At 43.0% G+C, this 15,349-nt stretch carries 8 protein-coding genes; 2 read left to right on the top strand and 6 right to left on the bottom strand.

Annotated elements, in window-relative coordinates:
- Nucleotides 1-134: 134 nt before the first annotated feature.
- From NQ564_RS14630 to NQ564_RS14605, 6 genes are all read right to left on the bottom strand, one after another.
- Complete coding sequence (locus tag NQ564_RS14630; RefSeq protein WP_008146407.1) at nucleotides 135-2,189, bottom strand: alpha-L-fucosidase; 2,055 nt, start codon at nucleotides 2,187-2,189, stop codon at nucleotides 135-137.
- A 4-nt stretch (nucleotides 2,190-2,193) separates the two neighbouring features.
- Nucleotides 2,194-3,648, bottom strand: coding sequence for a TolB family protein (locus NQ564_RS14625; protein WP_008146406.1), 1,455 nt, complete (start codon nucleotides 3,646-3,648; stop codon nucleotides 2,194-2,196).
- On the bottom strand, nucleotides 3,645-5,405 hold the full coding sequence (locus NQ564_RS14620; RefSeq protein WP_008146405.1) for a DUF6057 family protein: 1,761 nt from the start codon (nucleotides 5,403-5,405) through the stop codon (nucleotides 3,645-3,647). Before NQ564_RS14620 ends, NQ564_RS14625 begins: the two co-directional genes overlap by 4 nt.
- Before the next feature lie 75 nt (nucleotides 5,406-5,480).
- On the bottom strand, nucleotides 5,481-7,232 hold the full coding sequence (locus NQ564_RS14615) for a RagB/SusD family nutrient uptake outer membrane protein (protein WP_008146404.1): 1,752 nt from the start codon (nucleotides 7,230-7,232) through the stop codon (nucleotides 5,481-5,483).
- A gap of 19 nt (nucleotides 7,233-7,251) precedes the next feature.
- Entirely contained in the window at nucleotides 7,252-10,548 is a 3,297-nt protein-coding gene (locus tag NQ564_RS14610) for a SusC/RagA family TonB-linked outer membrane protein (RefSeq protein ID WP_008146403.1), read from the bottom strand.
- Between the two features lie 905 nt (nucleotides 10,549-11,453).
- The gene (locus tag NQ564_RS14605) at nucleotides 11,454-12,407 is read right to left on the bottom strand and encodes a DUF6807 domain-containing protein (protein WP_008146402.1); all 954 of its coding nucleotides are present in this window, start codon (nucleotides 12,405-12,407) and stop codon (nucleotides 11,454-11,456) included.
- 258 nt (nucleotides 12,408-12,665) lie between these two features.
- On the opposite strand from NQ564_RS14605, the gene NQ564_RS14600 reads away from it, so the two are divergent.
- Together NQ564_RS14600 and NQ564_RS14595 are read left to right on the top strand one after the other, a co-directional pair.
- A complete protein-coding gene (locus tag NQ564_RS14600) occupies nucleotides 12,666-13,340 on the top strand; it encodes a succinate dehydrogenase cytochrome b subunit (protein WP_008146400.1) in 675 nt (224 codons plus the stop codon).
- Nucleotides 13,341-13,378: 38 nt separating this feature from the next.
- Nucleotides 13,379-15,322 (top strand): fumarate reductase/succinate dehydrogenase flavoprotein subunit, encoded by a 1,944-nt coding sequence (locus NQ564_RS14595; RefSeq protein ID WP_008146399.1) that lies wholly within the window; start codon nucleotides 13,379-13,381, stop codon nucleotides 15,320-15,322.
- Nucleotides 15,323-15,349 lie beyond the last annotated feature (27 nt).

Genomic DNA, 15,349 nt, shown 5'->3' with positions numbered 1-15,349 from the left:
CGCGAAATTATAGACGGATTAGGTGCAAAAAGGTTTAATGGATAGCATTTTTTTATTTTAGTCCGGCAGAAAAAAAAGACAGCAAGGACCTTCACAGGCACTTGCTGTCGAACACAAATTATGTTGAAAATCGTTTAGTCTTCCGTGATAACGGAAAACTCAGCAATTCCAACACGTTTTACGTTATCCACTATTCGTGTTGCCTTAAAAACTAATTTTCGGCCTTTGACAGGCGCAAAGCGTATTTCTTGTTCGATTGGGTTATGTTTGATGTTCGAGAACTCGCCCGAAGCCACGACCTTTCCATCCACAGACAATTGATAGTTTGAAATATGCCCTTGCGAATCGCGTCCCTGGTTAGGAGTGTAAACAAAACCGCTTATCGTATGAGGGGCCGCTAACTCTACTGCTATTTCGTTTTTGCTTTCGGGCAGGTAATAGGTGGAATAACCGTTTCCGTCAAACATGAGATTTGTCCGCTCATCGGCAGGGCTGACCACCTTGTAATCGGCTGCAGGCAAGTCGAAACGACGGATGGCTACAGGACCGGATTTTCCGGACTGCGCATCATAAGTAATCGCTTTGACGGTTCCTTTCTTGTCCAATATAAACGGAACTTCATATTTTGCAGACTGTGCCGTCGGCTCCGTTCCATCCGTCGTATAATAAATGTCGGCTCCTTCGCTTTCCACATCTATATGAACTTCGTTTTTCGCATTCCGCGCGATACGCGGCTGTTCCAACAGCGGGGGAGCCAGAAAAGCTTCCACATTATTGATACATAACGGGCCTTTTGCTTCTGTGAAATGAATACGCAAAGCATCTGCCGGAGTCGTTTTGAAGCGGATGATACGTTTGTAACCTACTGTCGAAAGCGTATCGGCTGTTTCCACCGGCAGCCATTTTCCATCCTTTTCCACTTCAAGCGTAAAGGCGCATACACGTTGTCCAAGAGGTATGTACTCTTGAATCAGCACTCGGTTCAGCGAGGTTCCTGTCGGTAATGGGAAGGTTAGCGAACCTGACGTCACCCCATCGGAAGTTGCCCAATAAGAATCCCAACTGTCGTCCGTCACATTCGATGCCTTATAAGCACCTCCACGGGTTTCGCTTGCCTTAGGCTTGATACCTGCCAACAGATTATCTTTCAACTCTGCCTGGATCGTATGATACCAGTCGACGGCACGCGCCGAATCGACCGGATGAATTTGTCCGCTCAATGCTACCGGGAAGTTCAGCAGAAAGTTGGCATTATGTCCCACACTGCGATAATACAAATCGACCAGATTCGGAACAGTACGAACCTGATGATCTTCACGATGATGATAGAACCATCCCGGACGGATCGATACGTCGCATTCTCCCGGCAACCACTGGTTCCCGTCTTTCATCCCCCATTGGTTTTGTGTATAATGCGTCTCCTTGTCCAACGAATAAGGCGACCAGTTTGTTTCACCAGCCCAACCGGATTCGTTGCCGATCCAGCGGATATCGGGAACCGTTCCGCCGAAGATCATCGCTTCCGGATGTTTCGCTTTGATCATTTCGCGGGCAGTCTCGTAGCCATAATAGGTTTTCGGATCGATCGAACGTGTTTCATTCGTCCCACCGTACCAACCATTTCCTCCGTTCGCCCCGTCAAACCAGAACTCGAACAACGGACCGTAGTTGGAAATCAGTTCGTTGATTTGCTCATGATAGGTCTTCTGGTATCCTTCCCGCCCATATTCGGCATTATGGCGATCCCAGGGAGAGAGATAAAGCCCGAACTTCAGGCCATGCTTCTTACAGGCATCGGACAGTTCCCGCACCATGTCGCCTTTTCCGTTTTTATAAGGTGAGTTAGAGATATTATAGTCGACCGTCTGGGTTGGCCAAAGGCAAAAGCCGTCGTGGTGCTTAGCTGTCAGGATCACCCCTTTCAGGCCGGCAGCTTTGATGATACGTACCCATTGTTCGCAATCCAAGTCTGTCGGATTGAATGTTTCCGCAGGCGTATTTCCATAGCCCCATTCCAAATCATTGAACGTGTTCAACCCGAAATGCACGAATGCATAATTTTCCATTCTCTGCCATTTGATTTGCTCCGGCGTTGGAACAGGCAAAACAGGTGCAGGTGGCTCTATTTCCTTGCAGGAAAGAAACAACCCGGCAAACATACCGGTGATTAAAAGATTCTTTGTGTTCATGTTGTTATTTTATAAATGAGATTTTCCGGTTTTTCCCTTCTTTTATTCGGGAGACTAATTTGTATGTATCCGTTTTCACCTTCCCCTTGACAAATTCCGGAATATTATACGATTTGGTGAGAAGCGTATAGTAGTCCGTTGATTTTTGGGGTAGGACGAACGGCTTCGAGAGAATGCCTCCTTCACCGACATGAGCAATGAAAGGACGTGTGTATAAGCCATCCAAACGACGACTGCTGAATACCACCCATTTACTGTTGGACGACCAGGAATGATAACTGTCTGTATCAGGACTGTTGGCTTCTTCTGTTGGAACTTGCGTACCTGTGCTCAGGTCAAACATACACAGATCCGCATCTTTATGCCAGATAGGGAATGTCCCGTAAGATGTCGTTGTACAAAGTAGATATTTTCCGTCTGGCGAGACACGGGGAAACAAGATGCTTCGCTGCTCTGTTTCCGCCTGAAAGATCGTGTCGACAACAGAACCGAATGTCCGGCTTTCTGGATCGAAAGAAATACGACAAAGGCTATAGCGAAGGTCACGCAATTCGCCCGGAACCTTCAATGCCGGGGCTGAACAAAAGTAAAGTTGTTTTCCATCCGGTGAAAAGGTGGGGAATGTTTCAAAACGCTTTTTCGAGAACAATGCTTGCGTCGTGATGATTTCCTGTTTTTCTACATCGTAGACGACTACATCCGATGCCTTGTCATATACTTCTGTACGATGTACCGGATGCGTATCCTGAGTTGTATTATTGGTGGAAAAAGCAACAAACTTCCCCGAAGGATGCCAGGAAGGATAGACTAATGCCGATATCGTCTGATCGGTTTTTGTATCGAGCGTTTTTATCCGATCGTCATCCACAAGCACGGTACAGCCATACTTTGCACGGACATGGAACAGCATTTTATTCGGGTCCTGCATGCAAAACGAATGGCAGTTTATGCAATTATTATCCATCAGGCGGTTTTCCAGAATCGGCTCCTGATCGAAAGAAGCCAGTTCTCGCTGATAGATTCCCATCTCGTTCCACAGCTGGTAACCGGGATCGATCAGGCGGTAAGCGATATACGGATCGACCGGATCTTCCGAAACCCGAATATGGAACGGAAGAAAGGCTTTCCATTTCCCCTTTTCTTCTGTCAGGACAGAGATCTCAATCTGCTTCCCTTTTGCCGCAGTTAATAATTTGTTCCAGTCTGCATTGGGAATGGAAAAGGCTCCGTCGGAGGCATAAACGGTAAATGTATATCCTTCGGTTGTAAATACCGCACACGTTTTCCCTTCCGTCCGCACGGCGAAGTTCAAAGGTGCAATCGATTGCGGCACGGTCACGCCGGTATAATCCGGATAGATGGCCGGCAGTTCATCTATCTGTCCAGATACGGCAGGTGGTTGGTTGGAAGAACATCCTCCCAACAGCAAAAGGAATATGCAGAAAAGCAATTGTTTCATTTATTTATCGTATTAAACATATAATAGTACCAATATGTCTTGCCATATTCGGAAGCCAAAGCTACCGCAGGGTTCTGTCCCGAGCGGGAAACGTCCTGCACCTTCTGCATAAAGGCGATCGCTCTGTTTCTTACTTTGATGCTTACTCCATGCTCCAACCAGAAGTGCGGATCATTGGGACTGCAAATTACGATTGCCTCCTGCTGGCATTCCGTCATATCGTGCCAGGCGGAAGAACGGTACAAGCTTTCCTGCAGGGTTTTATAAGTTTCAATATCTTTGTTCAACAGTAAAAACGAAGTCAAATACTGCAAGCCGGCTTTATTATCCGGACAAGCCGGAACCAGATGAATCAGAGTACTGACCGGATCTGTATATATTTCAGGTATAAGTGTTTCCGATTTCCAGCAACGGCGTTTCACTCCCAATTCCTTATCATCCTTTATGGCCTGGTCATTATAGAGGAAACGTCGATGATCGGTAGCCCAATCCTTATAATACCAAGTGTTCTCCAATAACCGGATATATTTTTCTGCGACCGGATAAGCACCGGTAATGAGATTGGTTTCCACCAGCCTTTTCAACATTCGGGGATTTCCGGAAGGGTGTGAGCTGACAAAAGCTTCAAAGGCGAACTTCTGTGCCGTACTAATAATTCCCATACAGTAATAGAGGTCGCTATGCAGTTCCGCTGTAAATACCGACTGGTCCCAGCGTAACATCAACGTCTCGATCCCGCGTTGCGGATAATCCAACAACCTTTCCGAAAGTATCCCTTTATGGGCAAGCGCTAAGTTCAAACCGCACATACGGCGCTTGGACAGAGTGGTTTGATTAAACGACGTTATCACCTTATCCCATTCTCCATTGCGAATATAATAGTCTTGTTCGAGATGGTCGATCGTATCTAATCGTCCCCAACGCATAATTCCCTCATAAGCTACGAACCCTATTACCACCCACTGAATCCCGATCCAAATACATTTTTTCTTTAAAGATGTGGGTTCTTTCCATTTTCTTAAATACGCGCCCAATACCATCATAACCGGCAAGGCATACCAGGAATAATAGATCCGGGAAGTGTGTAACATCGGATCATAATAGGCATCCGGTAAAAAAGCGAACTTCAAATTCCTGCTGAATCCTAAATAAGCTCCGATAACAGCAGACAAAATGGCAACAAGCGGATAGACCAAACTTGTATATTTTTTATTTCCATTGGTAAGGAATTCAAACAACAAAGCAGAAAGAGCAAATAAATGAACAACAGGTCCGCCAACCCAATATAATACAGGGATTAAGCAAATTCCGTATATCAACCGAATCTTAGGCTTCAGATTCGTGTACAACCATAAGAAGAATAATAAAAAAAGATAGGCGATCGTTCCTTGTTCTTGATAATCGTAATCCAATTGCATAATAAATAAGGAAAGCCAAGGAAGCAGGCCAACAAAAGGAAGATCGTCCCGCAATGCTATTTTTTTTAAAAAGAGAAAAGAAAAAAAGGCAATACCTGTCAGAGTAAGTGCAGCGATAACAGGCCCTATACCTATTACGACATAAAACTGAGAAAGAAACTCTGAAATATAAAGAGCGACACCACCGGCCTGCCCTAATGTAGTAGCTGCGTATTGGTTTGTAAACTGGAACATTTGCAATTGCTCCTTAAAGGGGAACAAATAGCAAAAGGTATAATAAAAGACTGTCACTTGCAAAAGGAACAAGAGAAAACCGGATATTAAGCTTTTATATTTCATATAGATATATAATAAAAAGACAGGAAGGCTATGTCAAAATAATTTTTGACACAGTCCTTTCCTGTCAATTATTTATTATTTCCAACCTGGGTTCTGTTCCAGATTCGGATTCAATGTCAATTCGTCTGTCGGTAATGGGCTTAACCAACGCTTATCGTCGGCAGACCATTTGCGACCTGCATCATTCAAACTTTTGCTCGGATATTGGTACAAATAAGTTTTACCTTGATATTCAATAACCGGACGACCATCTTCACCTCCAAATGTGATATTTCCTGGTTTATATTGTTCACGAACAGCATCGGTAACTCGAACACCGAACATGGTTTTTGGGTTTTCTAAAGCAGTCATACCATTCCAACGTTTCAAATCGTCTAAACGGAAGCCTTCTGCAATCAGTTCAATACGACGTTCGCGACGGATTTCATAAATCAGGGGAGATACAGAATAACCATAATTGATGGCTGCTGGGTCGGCTACCGGGGTGGTTGTCAAATGAGGCATATCTACACGATCACGCAACAGATTAATGGTCTGATCCAACACAGCTTGAGTACATTGTCCTAATTCTGCATTTGCTTCTGCATTGATCAGCAAAACTTCTGCATAACGATATACAAACCAGTCATAAGAAGTCTGGTTCGCTTCCCATTGTGCCTGTAACGGAGAACGGTATTTTACACATGGATAGCCTGTTACGGCACCTGTTGCACCACAATCAGGATAAGGATTCGTCTGACGCTCTCCATTAATGATCGTGTAAGGCTTATGCTGGTTGTCTACTATCTGATACATGCGCGGATCGCGATTTTCAAATTCATTATCCAACGTTTCATCACCTTTATACTGATCACTGATGGATATTGGTTTTCCATCTATGCAAAGAAATGATTCGACAAAGTCTTTAGACAAACCAGTTCCGTTGCTTCCTGCCTGACGGCCTGTCTCATGCATTAAAACACCTGTTTCATAGATTCGTGCCAAAATGCATTCTTTGTTCTTTGTCAAATCTTCCTGGACAAACTGATTTGAATAATACAAAGGATAATTCTCAAATGGATCTTGACCGCAACCGGTATCTGAGCCTTTGACAATCTCATAATTTCCTGTTGCGATAATGTCATTTGTCAGACTAACTGCCTTTCTCAATAGCTCTTCTGAAGAAGGAGTACCGCTTTCATTATGGTATTTTTTGTATGTGCCGAAATACAGACATACACGTGCTAATTGAGTACGAGCTGCATCTTTAGTCAAACGGCCACTTTCCTGCTGTCCATAATCAGGTAACCACTGAATCGCAAATTCCAGATCTTCTATGACCTTGCCCAATACGAAATCACGAGAATCCCGACCTTTATAAAGTTCTTCCGTATCAGAAGTCTGCAAATCCTTTTCATACCAAGGAACATCTCCGAATTTTTTTATCTTACCAAAATAATCCAATGCACGGAAAAAACGAACTTCGGCTACATACAGATTGATTTCGTTTTCAAGACCTTCCACACGCTTATAGCGTTGCAGGAAGAAGTTACACGCACGGATATTATTCCATTTCCAATCTGCGTTATCAGCCGTTGTCGGAATTACGATTTCGTTGAACAGTGTTGAACTGTAATTGGTTGTTACGCAATTGTCGCTTGTGTTGTCCTTGTCTACGCCTGGTTTATCCAAATTATCATATAAACCGTTTGCATAATATTTCAGATCGCTAACCTTGGTCCAATACGATTCGTCTGTAAAAGAATCGATTGGCTTTTTATCAGTCACATCGCAGGAGTTCATCAATCCTACAGCTGCAACCATTCCAAAAATATATTTCAGTTTCATATATGTTCCTTGTTTTTTGTTAGAATGTTAAATTAAGTCCGATAGAATACTTCTTCTGAATCGGATAAGACATATTATTCAAAGTCTCAGGATCGAATGAATCGATAAGAGGAGTGAATGTTAACAAGTTTTCGCCCAATACATATACTCTCAGACGGCTGATGCCAACTTTAGAAAGATGTTTTTGTGGAATTGTATAACCGATGGTCAAATTCTTCAAGCGCAAATAAGCGGCATTTTGTAAATAACGATCTGTGTTTTGTCTATTACCGCCGTTTACCCAAGTCGGACGTGGGAAATATGCACCTGTATTTTCAGGGGTCCAATAATCCAAAGCTTCTTTCAAAGGAGTATCCCATTCTGAAGTGATTCCCCAGAAAGCATTGCCGCCGCACATGTAATCACGTTTTCCAATACCTTGCCAGAACATTTCAAAGTCAAAACCCTTGTATTCGAAGCCGGCAGTTAAACCGTAACTGTAGCGAGGAGTATCATTACCGATGATTTTTTCATCTCCCATATTGCTTAATGTTTTACCCTTCGTGATTTTTCCATCATTATTACGGTCGACGTAGCTTACATCACCTGCTGCCCATGTCCCGCCATATAATTCGGATTTGTCTAATTTCTGTGCATCAGCATCTGTTTGATACAAACCATTGGATTCATAACCATAAATTGTTCCAATTTTATACCCTTCGTAATACATGTTTTTATTGTCTTTATCTCGAAGAGTTCCTGTCGGATTAGCAAATCGGGTAATTTCAGATTGATAGTCAGATAAAACACCTTTTACCCAATAGGCAAATCCACTTTCCAAACGATCGTTCCATCCAAGGGACAATTCCCATCCTGTTGTTTTCAAATCAGCAGCATTTTCAACTGGAACACTGGCCCCTAATACAGCAGGTAATGCCTGTCCGGCAGTTAACATGTCTTTTGTATCACGACGATACCAGTCAAAACCGGCACTCAAGCGCTGGTTTAAGAAAAGAGCATCGAAACCGAAGTCCATCTGATTAACAGTTTCCCAAGTAAATGCAGCGCTAACCAGGCCTGCCGGTGTAACGGCTACTGGACGAGCACCGCCTAAAATCATACCATAGCTGGTGTTTGTTCCATAAGATGCCAAATAAGGGAAGTTTCCTAAATCTCCTGTAACCTGATTACCCAACGAACCGTAAGATGCACGGATCTTCATATCATCCCACCATGTTCTCAATGGTTCCCAAAATGATTCCCCGGAAATGCGCCACGCTGCAGATACTGATGGGAAAAATGCATAACGATCATCTTTCGGGAATTTGGAAGAACCGTCATAACGTCCGTTAAATTCAATCAGATAACGTTGTTCGTAGTTATAGTTCAACCGGAAGAAGAAACCGTTGATAGACCAGTGAGTTTCTTCATATCCGACGTTCTTTTCACCTGTAGCTAAATTCATTGCTGGATTAGAATCGTCAATCAATCCTTTACGACCTGCCCAAAAATATTTATTATGCTTATATTCCTGATTATAACCAGCCATCACCTTGAAATTGTGAGAGCTATTAAAAGTTTTTGTATATTCGGCAAAAGCATTGAAAGCTGTATAATAATCCTCGTTGTTTGTCATTACTACACTGCTTGGGTTTGTCCAGGGATAAACACCTTCTGTTCCAGCAACAGCTTTATATTCCGTAAAACTCTGCACATGTTGTTTAGAGCCTTTATTATACATATTGAATGTATAGTCTGCATTTATAATCAGTCCTTCCAATGGAGTAATACGGATAGCCCCTGTCATCCACAAGTCGTTTTGTTTATAATCGTTATTACCGCCTTGTGCCTGTAGGGCGATTGGGTTCGTATAGCTACCCATGCCTGCATAGTAACGTTGTCCGTTATCTACATATTGCTTACCACCAAGTGTTGTAATTCCTAATGACGGATCGTTGATTGCAGCAGCTCCGGCTGTATTATATAAAAGTCCGGTGTGTCCGTGATAAACAGGCATTAACGGGCTTAGGTCGTTTTTCATCATACCACTATAGGCCTCGATCCCAGACCATGCCGTGGAGTTCATTGCTGTTGTTCCACCGGAAGGGTGAGACTCTTTCGTATAGGTATGCATAACTTTGGCAGAAACATTTAACCATTTCGTGACGTCGGTCGAGATGTTCATGTTTACGTTAAATTTATGGTAGCTATCATCTGCCTCTTTTAGCAAACCTCCAACATCATTATAGCCTACAGAGGCATAATAAGTCGTTTTTTCACTACCCCCGTTAACATTGATATTATACATTTGAGAGAAGCTTGCTTTTTTATACAATTCGCGGAACCAGTCTGTATTACCACAGTACTGCCACTTGTTAGGATCGGAAGATTCGTTATAAAATTCAGGATAAGCATACTCACCATTGGCGTATGCTTCTGCGTATTTATAAACATCTTCATTATAATAATGGCCGTTGCCACCACCATTCTGGTAGGCCAAATCCTTCATTGTCAGGAATTCCATTGAATTTGCATTCCGAATTCGTTTTGATGGACTTTGCCAATAACCATTAGCTGTCAAAGATACTTGTGGTTTACGTTCTTTTTTCCCTTGTTTAGTTGTTATCAAAATTACACCATAGGCGGCACGCGCACCATAAATAGCAGCAGATGCTGCGTCTTTCAATACGGAGATAGAGGCAATATCGTCCGGATTAACTAAGTTTGCATCCATCTGTACGTTATCGACCAATACTAACGGACTACCACCATTGATAGATGTTGTACCACGAACATTGAAATCAGATCCTTTACCTGGAGCACCGGATTGGATGGTTACATTTAAGTTTGGAACGACACCCTGCAGACCTTGTCCGATATTAGCGATAGGACGGTTTTCCAAAACATCACCCGCTACTTGTGCAACCGCACCGGTCAGGTTGGCTTTCTTTTGTGTACCATAACCTACGACGACAACTTCTTCAAGAGCTTGTGAATCTTCCTTCAAATTGACTTTTAAAGATGATTGTCCGGTGTACTTGATCTCCTGAGTAACATATCCAATAAAAGAAATTTGGATAATAGCTCCTTTGTTTACACCTTCTAATGTAAAGTTACCGTTCATATCGGTAACGCTACCGTTAGTAGTCCCTTTTACTACTACAGATGCACCGGCTACAGGACCTAAGGCATCTTCTACAATACCGGACACTTTCCCATTTTGCTGGGAAATGTTCGTTTCTTGCTTAAACGGTGCAGTTTCGGCAAAAGCACCAACGGGGACAGCTAAGGCTCCCGAAAGCAAAATTAAACTGATAAATTTAGTTTTTTTCAACATAGAGTATATATTTAAAAGAAATAATACATCCTACGAAAATGGCTTTCATCCGTTGAGTGTCTTGTTAGATCAGGCTCATTAGATTTGGCATACTTTTATTGCGTTTTCTGTGTTTTTAAATTAGTTCTATCAGAACTCATGCATTTGTAAAGAATTATATGTAGTAGATGTGAATTTTTTACAATCGGTGCGATTAACAGATGAGCTACAAGTTGGTTTTCGTAGAAAAATAAACTCTAATGTTTGATATTGCCTGATATATGTTAGGGATCTGTAAATTGGAATTGTTAAAATTGAGGCCGATGGGATTTTTTTTTAATAAAAAACACACAACGAAATGAAAAATTCATATCTTTGACCCGGATATAAGATGTCCAAAAACCATAGTTCTGATAGAACTCATACCTTATTTCTTGGTATTAGCCGTTAAAAAATAATCTTATTTTATAATATTGCATATTTGTCTGACTATTTTGTGGTTATGCTATTTTCAATCTGCATAAAATATGATTTTTGTACCTGTTTTTTGACAAGTACAAAAATCATAAGTAATGAAATCCTATATCTGTGTTAAATTATCTAACATCAATTATCCCATATTTGCGAACAAGAAACGGGACGGTAAAGGCGTTTCCGGTATATTGTCTAGCTGCCTCATCGTCTTTATTCATCTGAGGAAAACATACAATAACCTCCCTAAAAGGAAGTGTTTTGTATATTGCTGGTAATCACCGTTATAGTATGTATAAGATTATTAATAAATATTACCCGCTATGGAAAATCAAAAAATATGGGGTAGAAATCTTGTTTTTATGGGGTAGTATTTCGATTTGGACCAACGGGTATTTTGGAAAAATAGACAATAAGACAATAAGAAATGAACCGTTTGTATGTTTGCCTGCGGCTCAATCACGATCGAAATCAGACAGCACCTCTGCCGTAGTGGCGTTGATTTTCTTGTCCAATACATAAATGCGGTAAGACAGGCTCAGTTCTTTGCCGGGTTCCAAGGTGAATGCCTGTTGTTTGGTTGGCGAAAAATTCCACATGACATCACCGGCCGGCTTGTTGACGGTCTTGTCCCATACGCGCAAAGGTTCAGGATAGTTTAGGTTGGAAGGATCGGCAACGATCAGGATGCAAGCTTTTTCATTTCCGGCGTTTCCCTGGTAATAGCACCAGCGGGCTCTCGAACCGTCAGCTTCGTCGCGGGAAAGTCCTTCTGAGGTGAGCATTTCAGCCGTCTGGTCGTTCCAGTCCTCGCGCGTACGGATACATATGCCGCCATAACGGTAGGCTTCCATGGTGATCGGGCTGGGGCTGGCGAGACGGACAGTGGTATGATAGTCGATATAATAGCCCGGTAAGGATGTCGTCCCGATGTTGATTTCCAGGCGTTCGTTCATCGCTACTTTTTCTGCGGGAGAATCGGGGTAGACCACATGATCCAGTGTTGCGACAAAACCGTTGTCGGATACGCGTTCGAAGTTGCGGAAGCGGACTGTCCCTTGTTTTTTGTGGAGGTTCCAGAAGTCGATCTCGTTTCCTTCGAATGTGGTTTTCGTCCAGGCATACCATAAACCGAAATGATGGTAGTGGTCGGCGGGAGAACAATTGGTCATCACTTCGCCACCCAGTGTCTTCAAAGGATGGATGAAACCGCTGCGTTTATAGACCGAATCGACGCCTGAGACCGGGTAAACCGTGGCATAGTTGTAAGAGAACAATAGTTTTTCTCCCATCTTATAGTCCAGGGCTTTCCCCGTGTCGACAACGGAACAGGATGTTTCGGAAGGCTGGCAAGAGCCTAAGAACAGAGAAATCAAAAAAACACCAATAGAAAAAATAGCAGTTTTCATAATATGACAATTAAATAATAATCAGTTATCCGGCAGGACCTGCCCGTATCGGCTACAAAAAAACGAATTTTTTTCGTTTCACACAATTCATTCGTGATATCAGATGAAAATAAAACCTGCCGGCAAGCTGCGTTCTGATTGATGAAATATTTCTTTAATCGTTTGCGTGATATGGGGATTTAGCATACCTTTGCATAATAATAACCATAGATGGGAAGAAATTTCTAAATACAATTAAATAACTTAAATTATTATCTTATGTGGTTACTTAATTCTTCTATCGGGAAGAAGCTGATAATGAGTATATCAGGTCTCTTTCTCATTCTGTTCTTGGTGTTCCACTTATGTATGAACATTGCGGCAGTATTTTCTGGTGAAGCGTATAACGTGATTTGCGGTTTGCTGGGTTCTAACTGGTATGCTTTGCTCGGTACATTGGTGTTGGCTGCAGGTGTAGTCGTACACTTTGTGTATGCTATTATCTTGACTCTGCAGAATCGTAAGGCTCGCGGTAACGACCGTTATGCTATCAATGCTCGTCCGAAAGGGGTTGAATGGGCTTCTCAGAACATGTTTGTTTTGGGTGTGATCGTTATCCTGTTCATGGTTTTGCACTTTACTCAGTTCTGGTACAACATGATGTTTGCCGAACTGGCAGGTATTCATGGTGACATTCATCCTCAGGATGGTGCAGCGTTTATCAACTTCTACTTCCAGGGCAATATTGTCAATACAGTATTGTATCTGATTTGGTTCGTTGCTCTGTGGTTCCACCTGACTCACGGTTTTTGGTCTGCTATTCACACAATTGGCTGGAACAATACCGTTTGGTTAAGCCGTTGGGAATGTATCTCTAAATGGGTTGCTACGATTATTTGTGGCTTATTCGCTGTTATCACAGTTATCTTCTACCTGAACGGTGTAGGTGCTTAATTTCGGTATTATTTAATTCAATTTGAAAATAAAATAGTATGACTCAAATAGATTCTAAAATCCCTCAGGGCCCGTTGGCTGAGAAGTGGACAAATTATAAAAATCACCAGAAATTGGTGAATCCCGCAAACAAACGTCGTTTGGATGTCATTGTAGTAGGTACTGGTCTGGCCGGTGCTTCTGCTGCTGCCTCTTTGGCTGAAATGGGATTCAATGTATTGAATTTCTGTATTCAGGACTCTCCCCGTCGTGCTCACTCTATCGCTGCACAGGGTGGTATCAATGCGGCAAAGAATTATCAGAATGATGGTGACTCTGTTTACCGTCTGTTCTACGATACAATCAAAGGTGGTGACTACCGTGCCCGCGAAGCAAATGTTTATCGCTTGGCTGAAGTGTCAAACTCTATTATCGACCAGTGCGTAGCACAGGGTGTACCTTTCGCTCGTGAATACGGCGGTCTGTTGGATAACCGTTCATTCGGTGGTGCTCAGGTATCCCGTACGTTCTATGCCCGCGGTCAGACCGGACAGCAGTTGTTGCTGGGTGCTTACTCTGCATTGAGCCGCCAGATCGGTTTGGGTAAGGTGAAGATGTACACTCGTCACGAAATGTTGGATGTTGTAAAGGTAGACGGTCGCGCTCGCGGTATCATTGCCCGTAACTTGATTACTGGTAAAATCGAACGTTTCGCAGCTCACGCCGTAGTGGTGGCAACAGGTGGTTATGTAAATACATTCTTCTTGTCTACCAACGCGATGGCTTCCAACGGTTCTGCTGCATGGCAGTGCTATAAGAAAGGTGCTTATTTTGCTAACCCTTGTATGGTGCAGATCCACCCGACTTGTGTACCGGTGAAAGGCGACTACCAGTCTAAGTTGACTTTGATGTCTGAATCACTGCGTAACGATGGTCGTATCTGGGTTCCGAAGAAACTGGAAGATGCAAAGGCATTGCAGGCTGGAACTAAGAAAGGTAAAGATATACCTGAAGCAGACCGCGACTACTATCTGGAACGTCGTTATCCGGCATTCGGTAACTTGGTTCCGCGTGACGTGGCTTCGCGTGCCGCCAAAGAACGTTGCGACGCTGGTTTCGGTGTAAACAACACTGGTTTGGCTGTATTCCTCGACTTCTCCGACGCTATCAACCGTCTGGGTAAGGAAGTGGTTAAGCAGAAATACGGTAACCTGTTCGATATGTATGAAGAAATCACTAACGATGATCCGTACGAAACTCCGATGATGATTTATCCTGCATTGCACTACTCAATGGGTGGTCTGTGGGTTGACTATGAATTGATGACTTCTATTCCGGGTCTGTTCGCAATCGGTGAAGCTAACTTCTCTGACCACGGTGCTAACCGTCTGGGTGCTTCTGCTTTGATGCAGGGATTGGCCGATGGTTACTTCGTATTGCCTTACACGATCCAGAACTATCTGTCTGACCAGATCCAGGTTCCGCGTTTCAGCACTGACCTGCCTGAGTTTGCGGAAGCAGAAAAGGCTATCAATGCTCGTATCGCGAAATTGATGAACGTGAAGGGTAAAGAAACAGTAGATTCTATCCACCGCAAATTAGGACATATCATGTGGGAACACGTTGGTATGGCACGTGATGCGGAAGGTTTGAAGGAAGCTATCTCCATGTTGAAAGACCTGAAGAAAGAATTCTGGAGCAATGTATTCATTCCGGGTGAAGCTAACAATATGAACGTGGAATTGGACAAGGCATTGCGTCTGGCAGACTTTATCGAAATCGGTACATTGATGGCACACGATGCGTTAGACCGCGCAGAATCTTGTGGTGGTCACTTCCGTACGGAACATCAGACCGAAGAAGGCGAAGCTATGCGTCATGACGATAAGTTCATGTACGTCTCTTGTTGGGAATACCAGGGCGAAGACAAAGACCCGGTTATGCTGAAGGAAGATTTGAACTATCAGTTCGTTGTTCCTCAAACACGTAACTACAAGAAGTAATAATCATCAATCACAAAAATTAGAATC

This window comes from Parabacteroides johnsonii DSM 18315 (genome assembly GCF_025151045.1).
GTDB lineage: Bacteria > Bacteroidota > Bacteroidia > Bacteroidales > Tannerellaceae > Parabacteroides > Parabacteroides johnsonii.
The sequence above is the reverse complement of the archived record's forward strand: the minus strand, read 5'-3'. Positions and strand labels throughout refer to the sequence as shown.